The sequence below is a fragment of the Massilia eburnea genome (assembly GCF_009720745.1).
In the GTDB taxonomy this organism is placed as follows: Bacteria; Pseudomonadota; Gammaproteobacteria; order Burkholderiales; family Burkholderiaceae_D; genus Rugamonas; species Rugamonas eburnea.
On record NZ_WNKX01000005.1, the window covers coordinates 162,435 to 182,396 of the forward strand.

The 19,962-nt window shown below is 61.0% G+C and carries 18 protein-coding genes, 1 pseudogene and 1 riboswitch; of the genes and pseudogenes, 12 read left to right on the forward strand and 7 right to left on the reverse strand.

Features of this window, described 5'->3' with window-relative positions; genetic code table 11:
- Positions 1–72 precede the first annotated feature (72 nt).
- A riboswitch (cobalamin riboswitch) is annotated at positions 73–277 on the forward strand.
- 72 nt (positions 278–349) lie between these two features.
- The 3 genes from GM658_RS08555 (at position 350) to GM658_RS08565 (ending at position 3,366) form a co-directional block, all read left to right on the forward strand.
- Positions 350–2,281 (forward strand): TonB-dependent receptor, encoded by a 1,932-nt coding sequence (locus GM658_RS08555; protein WP_155453596.1) that lies wholly within the window; start codon positions 350–352, stop codon positions 2,279–2,281.
- Positions 2,282–2,397: 116 nt separating this feature from the next.
- Complete coding sequence (locus tag GM658_RS08560; RefSeq protein WP_229416821.1) at positions 2,398–3,051, forward strand: thiol:disulfide interchange protein DsbA/DsbL; 654 nt, start codon at positions 2,398–2,400, stop codon at positions 3,049–3,051.
- 3 nt (positions 3,052–3,054) lie between these two features.
- Positions 3,055–3,366 carry a hypothetical protein gene (locus GM658_RS08565; RefSeq protein WP_170298736.1) on the forward strand — a complete coding sequence of 104 codons (312 nt, stop codon included), beginning with the start codon at positions 3,055–3,057 and terminating at the stop codon, positions 3,364–3,366.
- 105 nt (positions 3,367–3,471) lie between these two features.
- Here GM658_RS08565 and GM658_RS08570 read toward each other — a convergent pair whose 3' ends face one another.
- Positions 3,472–3,969, reverse strand: a complete 498-nt coding sequence (locus tag GM658_RS08570; protein ID WP_155453597.1) for a MarR family winged helix-turn-helix transcriptional regulator — start codon at positions 3,967–3,969, stop codon at positions 3,472–3,474.
- Positions 3,970–4,266: 297 nt separating this feature from the next.
- Here GM658_RS08570 and GM658_RS08575 point away from each other — a divergent pair, with 297 nt between their 5' ends.
- Positions 4,267–4,581 carry a hypothetical protein gene (locus GM658_RS08575; protein ID WP_155453598.1) on the forward strand — a complete coding sequence of 105 codons (315 nt, stop codon included), beginning with the start codon at positions 4,267–4,269 and terminating at the stop codon, positions 4,579–4,581.
- A 132-nt stretch (positions 4,582–4,713) separates the two neighbouring features.
- Here GM658_RS08575 and GM658_RS08580 read toward each other — a convergent pair whose 3' ends face one another.
- From GM658_RS08580 to GM658_RS08590, 3 genes are all read right to left on the reverse strand, one after another.
- Positions 4,714–7,578: a TonB-dependent receptor gene (locus GM658_RS08580; RefSeq protein WP_155453599.1), complete on the reverse strand. Its 2,865-nt coding sequence runs from the start codon at positions 7,576–7,578 to the stop codon at positions 4,714–4,716.
- 38 nt (positions 7,579–7,616) lie between these two features.
- Positions 7,617–7,835, reverse strand: coding sequence for a hypothetical protein (locus tag GM658_RS08585; protein ID WP_155453600.1), 219 nt, complete (start codon positions 7,833–7,835; stop codon positions 7,617–7,619).
- Between the two features lie 131 nt (positions 7,836–7,966).
- The gene (locus GM658_RS08590) at positions 7,967–8,935 is read right to left on the reverse strand and encodes a LysR family transcriptional regulator (protein WP_155453601.1); all 969 of its coding nucleotides are present in this window, start codon (positions 8,933–8,935) and stop codon (positions 7,967–7,969) included.
- A gap of 106 nt (positions 8,936–9,041) precedes the next feature.
- Here GM658_RS08590 and GM658_RS08595 point away from each other — a divergent pair.
- Positions 9,042–10,055: pseudogene (locus GM658_RS08595) on the forward strand (zinc-dependent alcohol dehydrogenase family protein).
- A 5-nt stretch (positions 10,056–10,060) separates the two neighbouring features.
- Here GM658_RS08595 and GM658_RS08600 read toward each other — a convergent pair.
- The 3 genes from GM658_RS08600 to xseA form a co-directional block, all read right to left on the reverse strand.
- The gene (locus GM658_RS08600; protein ID WP_155453602.1) at positions 10,061–10,729 is read right to left on the reverse strand and encodes a hypothetical protein; all 669 of its coding nucleotides are present in this window, start codon (positions 10,727–10,729) and stop codon (positions 10,061–10,063) included.
- 61 nt (positions 10,730–10,790) lie between these two features.
- Entirely contained in the window at positions 10,791–11,369 is a 579-nt protein-coding gene (gene sodB / locus GM658_RS08605) for a superoxide dismutase [Fe] (protein WP_155453603.1), read from the reverse strand.
- Positions 11,370–11,436: 67 nt separating this feature from the next.
- Positions 11,437–12,780, reverse strand: a complete 1,344-nt coding sequence (gene xseA / locus GM658_RS08610; protein ID WP_155453604.1) for an exodeoxyribonuclease VII large subunit — start codon at positions 12,778–12,780, stop codon at positions 11,437–11,439.
- Between the two features lie 893 nt (positions 12,781–13,673).
- Between xseA and GM658_RS08615 the strand changes: the two genes are divergently transcribed.
- From GM658_RS08615 to GM658_RS08645, 7 genes are all read left to right on the forward strand, one after another.
- Positions 13,674–14,279 carry a MotA/TolQ/ExbB proton channel family protein gene (locus GM658_RS08615; protein WP_155453605.1) on the forward strand — a complete coding sequence of 202 codons (606 nt, stop codon included), beginning with the start codon at positions 13,674–13,676 and terminating at the stop codon, positions 14,277–14,279.
- Between the two features lie 21 nt (positions 14,280–14,300).
- Positions 14,301–14,720: an ExbD/TolR family protein gene (locus GM658_RS08620; RefSeq protein ID WP_155453731.1), complete on the forward strand. Its 420-nt coding sequence runs from the start codon at positions 14,301–14,303 to the stop codon at positions 14,718–14,720.
- Positions 14,720–15,865, forward strand: a complete 1,146-nt coding sequence (lpxK, locus tag GM658_RS08625) for a tetraacyldisaccharide 4'-kinase (RefSeq protein WP_155453606.1) — start codon at positions 14,720–14,722, stop codon at positions 15,863–15,865. Before GM658_RS08620 ends, lpxK begins: the two co-directional genes overlap by 1 nt.
- On the forward strand, positions 15,846–16,022 hold the full coding sequence (locus tag GM658_RS08630; RefSeq protein WP_170298737.1) for a Trm112 family protein: 177 nt from the start codon (positions 15,846–15,848) through the stop codon (positions 16,020–16,022). Before lpxK ends, GM658_RS08630 begins: the two co-directional genes overlap by 20 nt.
- A 3-nt stretch (positions 16,023–16,025) precedes the next feature.
- Positions 16,026–16,784, forward strand: coding sequence for a 3-deoxy-manno-octulosonate cytidylyltransferase (gene kdsB, locus GM658_RS08635; RefSeq protein ID WP_170298738.1), 759 nt, complete (start codon positions 16,026–16,028; stop codon positions 16,782–16,784).
- Positions 16,785–16,862: 78 nt separating this feature from the next.
- On the forward strand, positions 16,863–17,519 hold the full coding sequence (gene adk / locus GM658_RS08640) for an adenylate kinase (protein ID WP_155453608.1): 657 nt from the start codon (positions 16,863–16,865) through the stop codon (positions 17,517–17,519).
- A 230-nt stretch (positions 17,520–17,749) separates the two neighbouring features.
- A complete protein-coding gene (locus tag GM658_RS08645; RefSeq protein WP_155453609.1) occupies positions 17,750–19,927 on the forward strand; it encodes a sodium-translocating pyrophosphatase in 2,178 nt (725 codons plus the stop codon).
- Positions 19,928–19,962 lie beyond the last annotated feature (35 nt).

The window sequence follows — 19,962 nt, forward strand, 5'->3', positions numbered from 1 at the left end:
AATTTGCAACGCGAAAATATAGCCCGAGTATCAGTTAATTGCCAATATTTTCAAGGGGCGAAACCGGCTGCTATATAATGTCGGCGCCTTGGTGCCCGCACCCTGTTCATGGGTGCAGTTAAACGGGAAACGCATAGTGCTGCCCCCGCAACGGTACGCAAGCGCCGTCTTGATGACGGCAGGCCGCGCCAATAGCCACTGCGCTCAGTCACGACAGCAGGAAGGTGGAACGGTCAGTCTTGCCAGCCCGGATACCGGCCAGGGAGGTGGAAGCGCGCCCGCGCAGGGTGCGTCTTCTGTGGATTCCGGCTGCGGGGACGCAGGCGGATACTCTTTCTACTGTTTGATCATGACCTTCATCACCTCGCGCTGCGCCCTGGCCGCAGCTGTAGCCCTGTGCTTCGCCGCACCGGCCCAAGCCCAATCCGACACCGTCGTCATTACCGGTTCGCGCTTCGCCAGCGATCCATCGCTGCTGCCGATCGGCGCCACCACCATTTCCGCGGCCGAAATCCGCAATGCCGGCGTTTCCAGCGTCAACGAAGCGATCCGCAAGATCGGCGGCGTGTACGGCCGCCAAAGCCTGATCGGCAGCCCGGACGACTTCAGCCTCGACCTGCGCGGCTTCGGCACCAATGGCGACCAGAACGCGGTGATCGTGCTGGACGGCGTGCGCCTGAACGAGAACGAACTGGCCAGCCCGATCCTGTCCAACATCCCGATCGACATGGTGGAGCATATCGACATCATGCGCGGCGGCGCCAGCGTCCTGTATGGGGAGGGCGCCACCGGCGGCGTGATCAATATCGTCACCAGGCGTCCGCGCGCCGGCGAGCATAGCGGCAACGTCTTCGCCGAACTGGGACAGTTCAACAGCGGCGAAGCGCGCGCCAGCGTGGTGCAGAGCTTCGACGGTTTCGCCATCGATGCCTCGGCCGGCCACCAGCGTACCGACAACTACCGCGACAACGCCGATTTCAAGCAGTCGCGCTTTAACGGCGGCGTGCAATTCAACGGCGACTTCGGCCGCATGTCCCTGCGTGCCGATATTGCACGCCAGGACCAGCGCTTTGCCGGCAGCCTGTCGGAGGCGGAGTTCCAGGCCAACCCGCGCATGAGCACCAGCCCGGACGACTTCGGCAAATTGAACAGCGACCGCTACACCGCAGCTTGGGACAAGAAGGTCGGCGCCTTCGACCTGGCCGCAGAACTGTCGCACCGCAAGCGCGACATGGACGCCACCTACGTCAGCTCGTTCGGCACTTACCAGTATGCCGCCACCAGCAAGCAGACTCAGTTCTCCCCGCGCCTGCGCCACCTGGGCCAGTTCGATGGCCTGCTCAACGAACTGGTGACCGGCTTCGACTTCGCACACTGGAACCGCGTGACCAATGCGCTGGCCGATACCACCCAGCGCAGCAAGGCGCTCTACGTGCGCGACGAAGTGAAATTCGCCGGTCCGCAGCAATTCCGCCTTGCCGGCGGCGTGCGCCGCGAACTGTTCGACAAGGATTCCGTCGACACCAGCGGATTCGGTTCGAATTACAACGTCAAGCAATCCCACAACGCATGGGAAGTCCAGGGCAGCATGCTGGCCGCACCTGGCCTGACCGCCTGGGCCAAGTTTGGCCAGAGCTACCGCGTCGCCAACGCCGACGAAAACGGCTTTACCCTGCTGCCGAACAAGCCGCTCGAAACCCAGACTTCGCATGACGCCGAGCTTGGCCTCGGCTACGCGCAAGGCGCAGCGAAGATCGACGCACGCATCTTCCGCGCCCGCCTGGAAAACGAGATCTACTTTGCGAAGGTCGGCCCGTTCAGCGTCAACACCAACCTCGACCCGACCCAGCGCAAGGGCTTCGAGCTCGATGGCAGCTACCGTTTCGCCAAGGAATGGCAGTTGCAAGGCCACTTGCAGATGGTTGACGCCGAGTTCCGTTCCGGCCCGAACGCCGGCCGCGAACTGGCGCTGGTGCCGAAGAACATCGTGACGGTGCGCCTGGCATGGCTGCCAGCGGACGGCCAGAGCGCCGACATCGGCGTACAGCGCGTCGGCAAGCAGCGCTACGGCGGCGATTTCGACAACAGCTGCGACGCCCGCATGCCGGCTTACACCACTGTCGACGGCCGCTATGCGCGCAAGTTCGGCCAGTGGGAGCTGGCCCTGACCGCGCTCAATATGTTCGACAAGGAGCACTACAGCCAGGCCTTCTCCTGCCGCGGCGGTATCTACCCGGACAACGGCCGCCAACTGAAAGTATCGGCGCGCTACGACTTCTAAGCGCTTAAAGCAGGCTTAAAAAAGCCCCGTCGGCGCCATTTTGGCCGGCGGGGCTGATCACAGCGCGCAAAAAATGGTAATCTCGCGGCGTTTACCATTTATCTGTAAGGATGACCATGCGCTTGCTGCGACTGCTGATTGCCTCTGCCGCCCTGATGTTCACCGCCGCCGGCGCCTACGCCGCCGAGCCGAAAGAGGGCGTTGAATACACGACCATTTCCCCAGTGCCGACCGAAGCTTCTGGCAAGAAGGTTGAAGTCATCGAATTCTTCATGTTCACTTGCCCGCACTGCAATGCGCTCGAGCCGCGCATCTCGGCTTGGGTCAAGCAGAATGCCGACAAGATTCACTTCCGCCGCATCCACTTTGCCCGCAACGAAAAAGACCCGCTGGCACGCGCCTACGTGACCCTGGAAACCATGGGCACCCCGGAAATCGCCAGCCAGAAGCTGTTTGACGCCATCCACAAGGAACACAAGCGCCTGATGCGTGAAGAAGACGTGACTGCCGTGGTGGTCAGCGCCGGCGTCGACAAGGCCAAGTACGAAAGCGTCTATAAATCGTTCGGCGTCGAGTCTAAAATGAAGCGTATCGGTAGCCTGATCGGCCAGTACAAGGTGGAATATGCACCGACCCTGATCATCGATGGCCGCTATATGACTTCACCAACCCTGGCCGGCCGCCCTGGCCAGCCGGAAGAGCAGTCGCAGGCAGCAGCCATCGCCGTAGCGGACTACCTGGTGGCCAAAGTCGCAGCAACGAAAAAGTAAACCATGGAAGATCGTGAAGAAGGCGTGATGCGCGCATACAGGGAATCGGCTCCGGACGAGGCCGGCCTGGTGCAGCACACCTGGGTCAATCACCTGGCCTGGACCCTGGTGGTCCTGCTGAGCGGGCTGGTGTTCTGGCTGGTGGTGGCCGTGGTCAATGCGGAAAACCAGCGCAATGCGCTGATGAACATGCAATGCCGCGACAGGGTCTTCAAGGACGAGATCGACCGCCAGTGCATGCTGGGCGTACAGTCACGCGAACACTGGTGGGAGCACCTCATCTACGCGATGAAACACACCAAGCCCCAGAAGTAATAAGACTAAAGGGGACGCGCGTTAAAAAGGGGACGTACCCCATTTCCGCAAAGCGGAAATGGGGTACGTCCCCTTTTTAACGCGCGTCCCCTTTTTTACGTCTCGTCAGGCGGTGACGTCGAGGTTGGCGAGCTGGCGCTTGAACAGCTGTTCCTGCACCCGGATGTCGTCGCTGTTGTAGCCTTCATAAGCGCGCGTGGTGCGCGTCCAGACTTCCGGCATCACCAGTTCGATCAGGTTGCGGCCTGCGTCGGTCAGGGTGATCATCACGCAGCGGCGGTCGCCCGGGCGGTTGCCGCGGGTGATCAGGCCTTGCGCTTCCAGATCGTTGCAGACCCGGGTCAGGTTGGCCGGCTTTTCCATGCAGGCTTCACCCAGGTTGGATGCGGTCGACGTCTCGTTCTCCGAACCATACAGCACCGCCAGCACCATGTAGCTGGCATCGACCAGGTCATACTTGCGCAATACCGAATTCGCCAGATCTTTCATGCGTTTCTGGACGTGATAGGTCATGCGCAGCAGGCGTACCAGGTCTTCCGGGAATTCGGGGATGCGAGTATGAATATTTTTCAGGCGCTTGTTTGTTGCGTCAAAACTACTCATTCTGCAGGCACTCCTGTGCAATTTGTTCAAGCCTGAATTGTACTAGTCTTGACCTTAGGTAAATGCGATTTTGATCTGTATCAAGCGCCAAACGTAAGCCCGGCGTAAGCATTAGTTGCGTATTTTTTGATAGCTACATCTTGGGAAAACCTTATACATACGGTGAAAATTTGGTACAAAGCTAATAAAACTGAAGATATTTCTATAATATTGCCTGAGTAACATAGTGTTGGCATCTTCCAACACTGCGCCCCCTGGATGCGGTATTTGTTAAATTATTGCAAACAGGAGGACATCATGTCAGGTACCAGTACCCTCGATCCGGACAATATGCCAGTCGAGCCCGATCGCGAACTGCGCAAGGGCCATGGCACCGGGGCGCTCGGCCCCAGCGATTCATCCGATTCCGGCAGTGACCTGCAGGGCGCACGCCCGCCAGGCCCCCGGGACACCGAACTCGACAGCGATACCGATGCCGAGGGCACCGGTGAACGCGCCAGTGTGGGCGGCGATACACCGGCGCCGGACGGCGGCGATATCGATGTCGATCACGTTGAATCGCTGCCCGACGGCGCCCGTCCAGAGCGCGACGACGTCGAACGCGGCCGCTGAAAAGCTGCAGCGAACTGGCGCTGGCCCGGCACGGCGGCGCCAGGGCAAGTCAAGTCTAATGAAAATGGGCGTTGCCGGAGTGAACCGAGCAACGCCCTGTCTCGCCAGTGTGGTCTTCTCGACCGCTGGGGCTTACATCTTCCAGTGGAGGCCTGCCGAGATCGAACGTCCGACCTGGACCGTGCCGAAATTGCTCACCTGGGCGTTACCAGCATTGCCGAAATGGTAATACTGCTGTTGCATTTCGTTCGTCAAGTTGACACCACTGATATCGAACGACATGTTGTCGTTGATTTTGTAAGAGACCTGGAAGTCCACACTCTTTTCCGGATGGCGCCAGATACCGATCGGATTGGCAAACAAGGCTGCTTCGTTGCTGGCCAGGAAGCCGGAGCGCCAGACATAAGACAAGCGCGCGCTGAGCGGGCCCTTCTCGTAGGCCAGGGTGGCGTTGTACGAGCTCCTGGAGACGCCGAAGAACGGTGTCTCGAGCTGGGCGACGATGACGCCGGCATCATTGGCGTCAGGCACGTTCTGCGACGAGGTGAGCCGCGTATAGCTGCCCTGGAATCCCAGGCCGTCCAGCAGGCTCGGCAGCCCTTTCGGGAAGTAGATCAAGCCGAGCTCGGCGCCCTTGATCGTGCCGTTGGAGGCGTTGACAGGCGAGTTGATGACGTAGTCGTAGCCGTTCGTGTGGTCGCCGCCCGAAGTCGAGTTGCGGAACGGGTCGTTGGCCGGATCGACGTGCACCCTGTGGCGCAAGTTCACGACCAGGCCGTCGATCTTACGCTTGAACACAGTGCCGTAGAGTGCGCTGTCCTTCTGGAAGTACCATTCAGCCGTCAGGTCGAGGTTCTTGGAACGCGTCGGCTTCAGGTCCGGATTGCCGCCGCTGCCCGAGCCATAACCCACTTTCGACACATCGTCACCAAGCTGCAGGACAGGATTCAGGTCGCCGAAGTTCGGGCGGCGCAGTGTCTCACCGTAGTTGGTGCGCAGCACAACGTCCGGGGATGCGTCGTAAATCAGGGTCATGCTGGGCAGGACCTTGCTGGTCGACTTGCTGGCACTGGACGGCGTCACGGCCTTGGTGGTGGCATCCACCTTATAGAAGGTCATGTCGGTATCGACCTTGACGTAGCGCACGCCGAAATTGCCGCGCAGGCGGCGGCCGAACAGCTCGCTCTGGGTATTCCCCATCAGGAAGAGGTTGTTCGTCTTCTCATCGACCTCGAACGTCTTCTGCAGGCTCAGTTTGTCCGTCGTCAGGAAGTTTGCATCGGCCGAGTTATACAGCTTGCGCCACTCGTCGATATTGTCGCGGATGTAATAGGCATTGGGTTCCACCCATGAACGCGGAACGTCCGAGATGTCGGTGCCGAAGTTCGCGTTGGTGGAGGAATACTGCGGACCCAGTGAGGCGAGGTTGCGGCCCAAGAAGGCCGATTGTGTCCGGTTGGCCTCGGATGCCTTGCGGTCGTCGAAACGCGCGCCGAACTGGATCGTCTGCAGCGCGCCCCAGTTGGCATCGTAGACGCCGGTCAGGTTGGCCGTCGCGGCGCTGCCCTGATTGCGGTTGGCATTATCGTAGAACTGCGCCACATTCCACTTGGACGGATCGGCCAGGTCGGCATCGTTGTTGAAATGGAAGGCGGTGTTGTTGCCGCCGGCATTGAAGTCGACGTTAATCGACGGTGCAACGCGATCGATCCGGGTGGCTGTGAATTCCGAGTGGTACTTGCTGGTCTGGTACGACAGGTCACCCTCCAGCTTCAGGCGGTCGCCGATATCCCACTTGCCGTTCAGGGCATAAACGTAGGAATCGGTTGCCGACGTGGTGTAGTCGCCGCTGTTGAAGCCATAGACGTTATTGACGGTACGGCTCTTGATGACATTCGTTCCCGGGAACGTCGTAATCGTCCCTGCCGGGTTGCTGCCGAGGTCCCCCCACCAGTCGACGAAGCTGAACAGCAAGCGGTTGAAAGACTTGTCGCGATAACCGTTGTACATCGATTCGAAGGTGTAGACCGAATCAGCATTCGGTTTCCACTGCAAGGCGATATTGGCGGCAGGACGCTTGCGCTCCCCCTCCACGTCGCTCTGGAAAACAGCATCTCGCGCCAGGTAATACGGATAAGCTTTGCCGTTGAAATTCAGCGTAGAACCCTCTGCCATCGGCAAGCCAGTATGGGTGCCAGGTGTCCAGATGTTGTTGTCGAAGATGCGCTGCAAGGGCGTGTAACCTGGGGGGACTTCGGCGGCATTTGGGCTGACAAACGGCACCATGGCGCCCGGCGTCACGCTTTCGTTGCGGTATTTCGTCCTGGTAGCGGACACATTGACCAGGGCGCCGACTTCGCCGATGCCGGTTTCCCAGCGGTTGCTCAACATGGCGCTGAGCTGCGGGTTCGCCTTTTTCGCAGGATCGAGATAGGTCTCGCGCACCGACAGCGAAACCTTGGGACCCTTGAAGTCGAATGGGCGCAGCGACTTGACGTCCACCTGGCCTGCAATGCCGGTTTCCAGCTGGCTGGCGTCACGCGTCTTGTAGACGTCAATCTCGCGAACCAGGGTCGAGGGGATGTCCTGCAATGCGACCTGAGTGCCGGACGCGGTGAAAATATTGCGGCCGTTCCAGGTAGTCTGGAGGTCGGGCAGGCCACGGATCGATATGGTGCCGACTTCGCCGCCGGCGCGGTTGGTGACCTGGATGCCTGTGACGCGCTGCAGCGCCTCGACGACATTGTTATCGGGCAGCTTACCGATGTCTTCTGCAACGACCGATTCCAGGACCTGGTCGCTGGTGCGCTTGATTGCCAGGCTCTTGATCAGCGATGCCTTGACGCCGGTGACGACCACGGTCGAGGTGTCAGCCGGTTCGGTCTTGTCGGCGGCCGCTTGCGCCCACACCGAGGCGCTGCTGAGCAAGCCTGCGCCCATCAGGGCAGACACGGTCAGCTTCAAGGCCAAAGGGCGTGCAGATACTTGCGAATTCATACGTCTCCTCTGTTTCTAGTTATGGAAAAATTTGCTTCTCAACTGGTATTGCTCTGAACCCATGTTAGAGATACAGCAATGGCCAAGCTAATGACTTTTTCCGGGTTTTTCATACCGGTTTCGATATCAAGCTTGTTTTTTGGACGGCAAAAACCGCTGCAGTTTTCGCGATCCGTCAACCGCTGCAAAAGCCGGTTTTGCAGAGGAAAAACGTGGCAATTCGCGCGGAACGGCGGCGTCACCGCAACGGTCTTCAAGCATCAGTCTGAAGACGGCGTGATCGACAAGCTGGCGACAGAGGCCATCGATGGCAAGCGCTATTGCATGACGCATCCGCGCAACGTGAACAATGGCGCAACCATGCGAGCGACCCTCGCGGTATCGGCCATTACGACCTTGTGTTCGGCTTGTCTTTGCGCTGGCGTACGCGCGGTATGGCGGAGTTCTCCTCCGCACTTGCCAGGTAGATGGGGGTGACCTCCAGCAGCTTGTCGATCGCGACACGCAGCTTGGCGGGCATGTAAGGGGTATGCGGCCACACCAGGTGCATCCGCGAGGCTTCCATCACCCCGCAATCGAACAGCACCTTCAGTTCGCCGCGCTTCACATACGGTGCGACCAGCCAGCACGGCAGCCATGCCAGGCCCATGCCGCGCGCCGCCGCATCGGCAATCACCTGCAAATCGTCCAACAGCATGCGCTGCTGCGGCAGAAGGTCCAGCGTGCGCCCGCCGGCCATGGCGACCGTCCATTCCTTTACGACCCGGCCACGAGAATAGACGATGCCTGCGTGCTGCGGGATTTCCTGCACATCTTTTGGTGCGCCGTGCTCCTTGACGTAGGACGGTGACGCGCAGACCAGCATGCGCTGGTGGCCGAGGTGGCGCGCGGCCAGGCTGGTGGTGTTGGGCAGCGGGCCGACGCGCAGGCCAAGGTCGAAGCCTTCGTCCACCAGGTCCACCACCCGGTCACTGAAGGAGATGTCGACGGCGAGTTGCGGGTAGCGCTGCGCCAGGTCCATCATCAGCGGCGCCACGAACTGGCGGCCGAACAGCACCGGCACGCTGATTCGGAGGCGACCGGTTGGCTCGCTGCGGCCAGTGCCGATGCAGGCTTCGCCCGCATCGAGTTCGGCCAGCGCGCGCACGCAGCGTTCGTAATAGGACTGTCCGGCCTCGGTCAGGTTCTGGCTGCGCGTGGTGCGGTGGAACAGGCGCACGCCGAGGCGTTCTTCCAGCCGGGCGATGGACTTGGCCACGGCGGAACGGGTCTGGTGCAGCTTGACGGCGGCGGCCGAAAAACTGCCGGCTTCGACAGCCTGCACGAAGACGTTGATGCCATTCAGGCGTTCATTCATATTGTTTCCATTTTGGCGACAATGTGTCGAGAAAACTCCACCACTGTGGATCACAAGGAAACTATATAGTTCTTTGCACTGAACCACAACTTGTAAGGAGTTCCCAATGCATGCTTACCAAATCACGCCAGGCGCAGGTATCGAAAGCCTGGAAGCCATTAAACTGTCCAAGCGCGAATTGCAGCACCAAGAGGTGCGCGTCAAAGTGCGCGCCGTGGCGTTGAACTATCGCGACCTGATGGTGGCGCACGGCAGCTATCCGACCAGCGGCGAGGGCGCCGTGGTGCCGGGTTCCGATGCGGCTGGCGAAGTCGTTGAGGTGGGGCCTGGTGTGAAACGCTTCCGCGTCGGCGACCGCGTCGCAACGGCCTTTTTCCCTGAGTGGGAAGACGGCAAGGTGTCGCCCATCAAAACTGCGGTAACCCTTGGCGCTGGCGGCGCCGGCGTGCTGTCGGAAGAACTCGTGATCCATGAAGGCGGCCTGGCTGCGGTGCCGGCCCACCTGAGCTACGAAGAAGCGGCGACGCTGACTTGCGCCGGCGTGACGGCCTGGAATGCGCTGTTCGTTGAAGGCGGCCTGAAAGCGGGCGACACAGTCCTGCTGCTGGGTACCGGCGGCGTATCGATCTGGGCGCTGCAACTGGCCAAAGCGGCCGGCGTGCGCACCATCGTCACTTCGTCCAGCGATGCCAAGCTGGAACGGGCGCGCGAATTGGGGGCGGATGTGCTGGTCAACTACCGCAAGACCCCTGAGTGGCAGGACGAAGTCCTGCGTGCCACGGATGGCAAGGTTGTTGACCTGGTGCTGGAAGTGGGCGGGCAGGATACGCTGGCGCGCTCGATCGCTTCGGTCGGCATGGGCGGCAAGGTGGCCGTGATCGGCGGCCTCGGTGGCGGCTTCTAAACCGCCATCCAGCTGCTCGGCATCGTCATCGGCGGCAAGAGCATGAGTGGCATCTACGTCGGCAGCCGCAAAATGCAGGAAGACTTGTCGCGCCTGGTCTCCCAGCGCAATATCAAGCCAGTGGTGGACCGCGTGTTCGACATCCACCAGGCCCGCGAAGCCTACCAATACCTCGCTTCCGGCAACCACTTCGGCAAGGTGGTCATCAGTATTTAAGGGAATCAGTTTTCCCAGCGCACGGGAATGAGCAGCAGCTCATTCTCGTTCCATGCCTGGACAGAGGCCTGGACGTAATTCTCGCTGCCGCTGCTGACGCCGATGGCGACCGTATGGTATTGGTAGTTCGGTCCCATTCGCTCAGCGACCAGCCGTTCCGCCCTCCGGGCGTTGTCCCCGGTCAGGGCCATGGCTGCCGTGATTTCCAGGACGGCAGCGAGTACCACGCCCAAGGCAAATGGAATGCGCATGTCGCGCGGCTTGCGGCCGGTGCTGGCGCGCGCCGCCAATACCGGCGCGCTGCCAAGCTGGCGGATCACCAGGATAACGATGGCGAACGCCACCAGACCCGGCACTTGATCGGCGAGAAACTGGAGAGGGGCAAGCCGGAGCGCTGTCTGGATCAATCCTGCTGGCGTCGTGAAAAAGACCGATAGAAGTCCGGCAATGGCGGGGGCCAGGCCGAGCCAGCCCAGCCAGCGCACGCCGGAAACGATGCGCAAATTGCCGAAGAGGATTACAAGCCCAAGCAGCAAAAGCCCACAATTCAGTTTGAATTGGCCTTTGGGCGCGGCATACATTCCCCAGCAAATTTCAATGATGCCGAAGAGGATGACGATGGCGCCAAGTTGGTCGATGATGATGCGGTCTTCTGTCTTTTTGTTGTCGGCCATTGGTTTTCCACATAAAAAAAGCTCGCGGAATGCGAGCTTTTTGCTTGGCAAAGTTTCGCGATTAAGCGAAGTTCTTGGCCACGAAGTTCCAGTTCACCAGGTTCCAGAAGGTTTCGACGTACTTTGGACGTGCGTTGCGGTAGTCAACGTAGTAAGCGTGTTCCCATACGTCGCAGGTCAGCAGAGGCTTGTCGGCGCCGGTCAGCGGGGTGGCCGCGTTGGAGGTGTTGACGATCTCGACGGAGCCGTCAGCCTTCTTCACCAGCCAGGTCCAGCCGGAGCCGAAGTTGCCCACGCAGGACTTGGTGAATTCAGCCTTGAAGTTGTCGAAGGAGCCGAACTTGGCGTTGATGGCGTCAGCCACGGCGCCGGTAGGCGCGCCGCCGGCGTTAGGCGCCATGCAGTTCCAGTAGAAGGTGTGGTTCCACACCTGGGCTGCGTTGTTGAACACGCCGCCGGAGGATTTCTTGACGATTTCTTCCAGGGACAGGTTTTCGAACTCGGTGCCCTTGATCAGGTTGTTCAGGTTGGTGACATAAGCCTGGTGATGCTTACCGTAGTGGAATTCCAGGGTTTCCTTGGAGATGTGCGGCTGCAGCGCGTCCATCGCGTACGGCAGTGGTGGCAGGGTATGTTCCATGAATGTTTCCTTTTGATTGAGACGAAAAGTTGTTTTTGCCGAAACGGCCACTATTGTAATACGAACGCTAGGTAAGCGTTGGTTGCACGGAGGCGACGCCGATTTCGGCGCTGCCTTCGGCCAGGCGTACGCCCAGCGATTGTCCCGGTTGGATGTGCGACGGGTCGCGCAGTACGGCGCCGGCGGCATCGGTGACGATGGCGTAGCCGCGTTCCAGCGTGCGCTGGGGATTCAGTAATTCGAGCTGCGCCGACAGCGCATTCAGCGCATCGCGCCGCTGCGCCAGCTGGCTGCGCATGCTGGCGCCGGCACGGTGCTGCAAGGCTTGCATGGCCGCGCGCGCCAGCGTGGCGTCCGGCTTGCGCGCAGACAGGCGGGAGGCGAGACGGTCGACGGTGAAGCGCGCCTGCTGCAGCGGGTTGCGCGTGGCGTGCATCATGGCGGTGGACAGGCTTTGCAGCTGCATGCGCTGCTGCGCGATGCGGGCCGTCGGGCTGAGCAGGCGGCGCTGCAGGTTGTCCAGGGTTTGCGTGGCGTCGCTCAAGGCGCGGCGCATGGCGCGGCGCAGGTCGGTGGCATCGGCGCGCAGGGAACCGAGCCAATCGGCGCGCGGCGTCGCGGCCAGTTCGGCGGCGGCGGTCGGGGTGGCGGCGCGCACGTCGGCGGCAAAATCGCAGATGGTGAAATCAGTCTCGTGGCCGACGCCGGATACGACAGGGATCGCGCTGTTGGCCACTGCGTAAGCGACCACCTCCTCGTTGAAGCACCACAGGTCCTCCATGCTGCCGCCGCCGCGCACGACGAGCAGGACGTCGCATTCGGCGCGGCGCGAAGCGGTATCGATGGCAGCTGCGATCTGGGGTGCGGCCTGCTGGCCCTGCACCAGGGTCGGGTAGAGCACCACCTGCACGTGCGGCGCCCGGCGGCGCAGGGCGATCAGTACGTCGCGCAGGGCGGCTGCCTGCGGACTGGTAACAATGCCGATCGTGCGCGGGAACAGGGGCAGGGCGCGCTTGCGCTCGTTGTCGAACAGGCCTGCCGCCGCCAGCCGTTCCTTCAGGCGCTGGAAGGCTTCAAACAAGGAACCCACGCCGGCGCGGCGGATCGCTTCCACATTGATCTGGTAATCGCCGCGCGGCCCGTACAGCGTGACCAGCGCCCGTACCTCGACCTTGTCGCCCTCGCGCGGCACGAAACCCGCGTACTGCGAGCGGCCACGGAACATGACGGCCCGGACCTGGGCGCCGTCATCCTTGAGGGTGAAATACCAGTGGCCCGAACTGGCGCGGGTGAAATTCGAGATTTCCCCAGATATCCACTGAAGCGGGAACGAGCGCTCCAACAGGCGCGCAACGGCCTGGTTCAGTGCACTAACGGTGATGACCTGGTTCGGTTCGGGGCTATTGATCATGGAGCTGTCCACACTTTTTGAAAGCGGTCATGCTTATGTCATATATCACTTCATGTCGCAAGCATTATTTGTAAACGCATGATTATTAAAGGTAAACAGCAATGCTACATAAGCGGGCAATTCATGAATTTCCTTATAGATCAAGGACTTTGCGATAGCGTTTAGCTGTTACGCACAAAGATATCCACAGAATATGTGAGGAACTGTGGAGGGCGAAACTTGCGTGATGAAAATGTTTGCACGGTAACTTTCATTTTAGAAATCAAGGACTTGGCACTCCAGTCTGTCCCTTGCTAACAATTTTATCCACAGAAGCTGTGGGGAAAAGTGCTGCCTAAAAAATAGGCGCGAAACGATTGTTCTTGCGGATCAAGGACTTGCATGAGCTCCCGTGGCCTTGCACACAACATTGTCCACAGAATTTGTGCATTTCGATGAGAGCAGGGGGCGAAACCGGGGCGGGAATTCCAATGCGAAATTTTTATGCATAGAAAGAAAGTCCTTATGGATCAAGGCCTTTACGCGGCAACTATAGCCTTGCTCACAATCTTATCAACAGATTATGTGAAGAAGTGCACAGCAGCCGAAAGGTCGAAAGATGCCGATGCGCGTTTTTTGTGCTTGAGAATAATTCGCTTTCGCATCAAACACTTAGCATATAAAAGCCGCTATTCCCCACAATTTTGTCCACAGAATGTGTGCAGAACTGCTTCTTCCAGCGCTGATGAAAATTTTTGCATTAGAAAAAATCATCATCAAATCATAGGGTTAATGCGAAATAGTTGGATTGCCAACAATGTTGTCCACAGAAAATGTGAAGAATGCGCACACTTGCCTGTTAGCTCTCGACAGGCTACATTGCGCGTTTAGGATTTCTTTCTTAGGAGTACGTCTTGCTCGCAATTTTCCAGGCCGCCGGCTGGCCAATCTGGCCTCTGCTGATCGCTTCCATCGTTGCCCTCGCTCTGATCGTGGAGCGCCTGATGTATCTCCGCCGTTCCCGCATCATTCCCAAGACCTTGCTGGACGAGGTCGTGCGCGTGTATCGCAGCGGCAATATCACGGCTGAGATCATCGACAAGCTGGAAAAATCGTCCCAACTGGGCGTTGTTCTTTCGGCAGCGTTGCGTAATGTCAACGCTCCGCGCGATGTCATGAAGGAATCGATCGAGGAAGCGGGCGGGGCCGTGGCGCACGACCTGGAGCGCTTCCTGACCACCCTGGGCACCATCGCCACCCTGGCTCCGCTGATGGGCCTGTTCGGCACCGTGGTCGGCATGATCGAGATCTTCGGATCCCAGAATTCTTCCGGAGCGAATCCGGCGCAACTGGCCCACGGTATCTCGACCGCGCTGTACAACACCGGTTTCGGCCTGGCGATTGCGATGCCGACCCTGGTGTTCTACCGCCACTTCCGCGCCCTGGTCGACTCCTTCGTGATCGACATGGAGCAGCAAGCGGTCAAGTTCGTGGACATCGTCCACAACACCCGCAAGTAAGCGAGGGATCAGTTTATGGCGATGAATTTCCGCCGCGGCCAGAAGCGCGAAGACCCGGAGATCAACCTGATCCCGTTCATCGACGTGCTGCTGGTGATCCTGATCTTCCTGATGATCACCACCACCTACAGCAAGTTCACCGAGCTGAAAATCACGCTGCCGACCGCCGATGCGGAAAAATCGGTGGAGCAGCCGAACGACCTGACGGTGACGGTGGATGCCAAGGGTAACTACACCGTCAACGGCACGCCGGTGGCGTTCCGCGACGTGCCCGGCCTGTCGGAGCAGATGAAGGAAGCTGCCAAGGGCGGCAGCCCGATCGTCAAGATCAACGCCGACCAGTTCGCGATGCACCAGATGGTGATCAACGTGATGGAAGCGGCCCGACTGGCAGGCTTTGACAAGGTGACCTTCGAGGCGCAGACCGCCCAGGCCAAGTAATGGCCTCATCCCTCGAGACGACGTTCTCGCGCGAGTGGCTGCGGCGGGGCGCACTGGCTTGTGCGCTTTGGCCGCTGTCGCTGCTGTTTCGCTTCCTCGCCGCTGCGCGCCGGGCTGCATTTGCCGCCGGGCTGTCGTCTTCCGAGCGGCTGCCGGTGCCGGTGGTCGTGGTGGGCAATATCTTCATTGGCGGTACCGGCAAGACGCCGCTGACCATCTGGCTGGTGGATGCGCTGCGCGCGGCAGGCTTCCGGCCGGGCGTGGTGTCGCGTGGCTTTGGCGGCAAGGACGCGGCGCCGCGCGAGGTTGGCGCCTCGTCGACGCCCTCCGATGTGGGCGATGAGCCGGTGCTGATCGCTGCCCGCACGGGCTGCCCGGTGTTCGTTGGCCGCGCACGCGCTGCGGCGGGCAGGGCGCTGCTGGCGGCCCACCCGGAAGTCAACGTGATCGTCACGGACGACGGCTTGCAGCATTACGCCCTGGCCCGTGACGTGGAAATCGTGCTGTTCGATGGCCGAGGCGTTGGCAACGGCTGGACGCTGCCGGCCGGGCCGCTGCGCGAGCCGCCGTCCCGCCAACGCGACTTCACCGTGGTCAATGCGCCCGAACTGACGCCGGCGCTGGCGGCAGCCGTCGCCCCGCCAGGCGCCACGCGGCCGTCGATGCCTGCCGTGTCGCCCTCCGTGGCGCCGGATGCCGCACGCCAGGCAGGCCGCCAAGCCGCGACCTGGCAGATGCGCCTTGCAGGCGACGTTGCCGAGCGGCTGGCCGACCGTGCCGAGCGCATGACGCTGGCCGAGCTGGCGCGCCGATCGGCGCCGCCGGAAGCGGGGCAGGGCACAGGACTGCGCGTCGCGGCCGCCGCCGGTATCGGCAATCCTGCCCGCTTTTTCGGGATGTTGAAGGCGGCGGGAATCGAGGCGCAAGAGCTTCCGCTGCCCGATCACCACGACTTTAAAGACCGCCCGTTCGCTCATTTGCAGGCCGACTTTATTCTGGTGACGGAGAAGGATGCAGTAAAATGCTGGCAAATTGAAGAATTACGCAACGATCCGAGAATCTGGGTCGTTCCAGTCAGCGCCCGCATCGACGCGGCGCTGGCCGATCAAATTGTGGAGAAACTACGTGGACGCACGCCTGCTTGATATCCTGGTCTGCCCTGTGTGCAAGGGCCCTCTGGAGTACGACAAAAAAGCCCAGGAAATGATTTGCAAAGGCGACCGCCTGGCATACCCGATCCGCGACGGCATCCCGATCATGTGGGCCGACGAAGCGCGCTCCCTGCAAGACACCACGGAGTAATCGGTGTCTTTCATCGTCATCATTCCGGCCCGCCTGGCCTCGACCCGCCTGCCCAACAAGCCCCTGGCCGACCTGGGCGGCAAGCCGATGGTGGTACGCGTGGCAGAACGCGCGAAGGAAGCTGGCGCCGCCCGCATTATTGTCGCCACCGACCACGCCTCTATTAAAGAAGCCTGCGAACAGCATGGCATCGAAGCCTTCATGACCCGTGCCGACCACCCGTCCGGCACCGACCGCATCGCCGAAGTAGCGCGCGCCATGAACCTGCCGATGCATGCCGTTGTGGTCAATTTGCAGGGCGATGAGCCCTTGATCGATCCGGACCTGCTGCAAGCTGCCGCCGCCCGCATCGGCGCCGACGTGCCCATGTCCACCTGCGCCCACCCGCTGCACGACGCCGCCGACGCCTTCAACCCGAACGTGGTGAAGGTGGTGCTGGACAAGCAGGACCGCGCCCTCTATTTCAGCCGTGCCACCATTCCGTGGCACCGGGATGCCTTCGCCAAGGACAAATCGGCCCTGCCGGCCGGCTACGTCCCTTTGCGCCATATTGGCCTGTACGCCTATAGAAACGACTTCCTGCAAGCCTATCCGGCGCTGGAGGTGTCGCCGCTGGAGGGGATAGAAGCCCTGGAACAGCTGCGCGTCCTGTGGCATGGATACCCCATTGCCGTACACGTGACCGATTCCGCTCCGGCGGCAGGGGTGGATACCCCGGAAGACCTGGCGCGTGTCCAGGCACTCTACAAAAGTGGCGGATAAGCCAACTTCTGTGGTAAGTTTCTAGCAAGGTGGCTAAGGCATCATCAAAAATTATTATTAAATCGTTTAGGAACATTCATGCGTCTCATTCTGTTAGGAGCACCAGGAGCCGGTAAGGGCACCCAGGCCAACTTCATCAAGGAAAAGTACAACATCCCTCAGATTTCCACCGGCGACATGCTGCGTGCTGCGATCAAGGAAGGTACTGAACTGGGACTGGCCGCTAAAAAAGTGATGGATGCTGGCCAACTGGTTTCCGACGACATCATCATCGGCCTGGTGAAAGACCGCCTGAAAGCTGCGGACTGCGCCAACGGCTACCTGTTTGACGGCTTCCCGCGCACCACCGCGCAAGCCGACGCGATGAAAGACGCAGGCGTCACGATCGACTACGTCCTGGAAATCGCCGTGCCGGACGACCAGATCGTCGAACGCATGAGCGGCCGCCGCAGCCACCCGGCTTCGGGCCGTGTGTACCACGTCAAATTCAATCCTCCTAAAGTCGAAGGCAAGGACGATGTCACCGGCGAGCCGCTGGTGCAGCGCGACGACGACAAGGAAGAAACCGTCAAGAAGCGCCTGGAGGTTTACCACAACCAGACCGAAGTCCTGCTCAGCTACTACGGTGACTGGGCTAAATCGGGTCAGCCTGGTGCGCCTAAGTACCGCAAGATCGAAGGCGTTGGTCCAGTCGAAGAAATTCGCGACCGTGCGTTTGCGGCGCTGAATAGCTGATTTAAGCCAAACCCGGTAAATCTGGGTCAGACCCAAGGGTCTGGCCCTGTCAGATCCGCAGTCCGCGGCTTAGGTACGCATGGGTCAGACCCTTGGGTCTGACCCTGGTTTACCGGGTTTGAAGAACGGCCCCCTCGGCCGTGAAAAAGTCAAAGTTTTGCAGTACGCAGTTCGGTTGTACCGAGTTCGTTTTGTAGCTTTTGATTCTAATAACGTAAGGGGGCAATTCTATGGCAGCAAGTTTGTGGTTCGCGATTGCGTGCGGTGTGCTCGCGGTTGTGTATGGGCTGTGGGCACGCAGCTGGATTCTTGGACAGAACGCGGGCAACGCCCGCATGCAGGAAATCGCGACAGCCATCCAGCAGGGTGCTGCGGCCTACCTGGCCCGCCAGTACCGCACCATCGGTATCGTTGGTGTCGTGCTGCTGGTCGCCATCGGGGCGGCAATTGATGTCAAAACCGCCATTGGCTTCCTTCTAGGCGCCGTACTATCCGGCGCTTGCGGCTTTATCGGCATGAATGTGTCGGTACGGGCCAACGTGCGCACCGCGCAAGCGGCGTCGGTGGGCATGAACGAAGCGCTCAATGTCGCATTCAAAGGCGGCGCCATCACCGGCATGCTGGTAGTCGGCCTGGGCCTGCTGGGCGTGGCCGGGTTCTACTGGGTCCTGACCGTCATGGGCGGCTCCGCCGTCAGCGTGCACGATGTGCTGAAGCCGATGATCGGCCTGGCCTTCGGCGCTTCCCTGATTTCGATTTTCGCCCGCCTGGGCGGCGGTATCTTCACCAAGGGCGCCGACGTCGGCGCCGACCTGGTGGGCAAGGTGGAAGCGGGCATCCCTGAAGACGACCCGCGCAACCCTGCGGTCATCGCCGACAACGTGGGCGACAACGTGGGCGACTGCGCCGGCATGGCGGCTGACCTGTTCGAAACCTATGTGGTGACCCTGATCGCGACCATGCTGCTGGGCGCGCTGATGATCACCAGTGCTCCGGCGCAAGCCGCGCTGTATCCGATGCTGCTGGGCGCCGTGTCCATCATCGGCTCCATCATCGGCTGCTCCATGGTCAAGGCCAAGCCGGGCAAGAAGATCATGTCGGCGCTGTACACCGGCTTGTGGTGGGCGGCCGGCCTGTCGCTGATCGGCTTCGTGGTCGTGACCTGGATGATCTGGCCTGACGACGACATGCGCTACAAGATGCTGGGCGCCACCATCGTCGGCATTGTGCTGACCGGCCTGATGGTCTACATCACCGAGTTCTATACCGGCACCGAATTCACGCCGGTGCGCCATATTGCGGAAGCGTCCACCACCGGCCACGGCACCAATATCATCGCCGGCCTGGGCGTGTCGATGAAGTCGACCGCATGGCCCGTGATTGCGGTCTGCGTGGCGATCCTGATCTCCTTCAAGCTGGCCGGCCTGTACGGCATCGCGATTGCCGCGACTTCGATGCTGTCGATGGCGGGTATCGTGGTGGCGCTGGACGCTTACGGCCCGATTACCGACAACGCCGGCGGTATCGCCGAAATGTCTGGCATGCCGGATTCGGTGCGCGCCATTACCGACCCGCTGGATGCGGTGGGCAATACCACCAAGGCCGTGACCAAGGGCTATGCGATCGGTTCCGCCGGGCTGGCTGCGCTGGTGCTGTTTGCCGACTACACCCACGCGCTGGAGTCGCGCAGCCTGCAGATGTCCTTCGACCTGTCCGACCCCATGGTGATCGTGGGCCTGTTCATCGGCGGCCTGATTCCTTACCTGTTCGGTGCGATGGCGATGGAGGCGGTGGGTCGCGCTGCGGGCGCCGTGGTGGTGGAAGTGCGCCGCCAGTTCCGCGACATCAAGGGCATCATGGACGGTACCGGCAAGCCGCAGTACGACAAGGCGGTCGACATGCTGACCGCTTCCGCGATCAAGGAAATGATTGCGCCTTCGCTGCTGCCGGTGCTGGTGCCGATCCTGGTCGGCATGCTGCTTGGCCCGCGTGCACTGGGTGGCCTGCTGATGGGCACCATCATCACCGGCCTGTTCGTGGCGATTTCCATGACCACCGGTGGCGGCGCCTGGGATAACGCGAAAAAGTATATCGAAGACGGCAACCATGGCGGCAAGGGTTCCGACGCGCACAAGGCGGCGGTGACCGGCGATACCGTGGGCGACCCGTACAAGGATACCGCCGGACCGGCCGTGAATCCGCTGATCAAGATCATCAACATCGTGGCGCTGCTGCTGGTGCCGCTGCTGCCGGCCACCGGCATCCTGTCGGTCACCATGGCGCCAATGCAGGCCAACCAGCAGGTCGTGGCGCCGGCCGCTACCCAGGCCGCAACGCCTGCCGCGCTGGCTGCCGCCGCACCGGAAGTGGCGCCGCAGGCTGCGGCCGACGCGCCAGCGGCCAAGTAAGCCGCGCTCTCCCGCTCCTCCCCGCGGCGTATGAT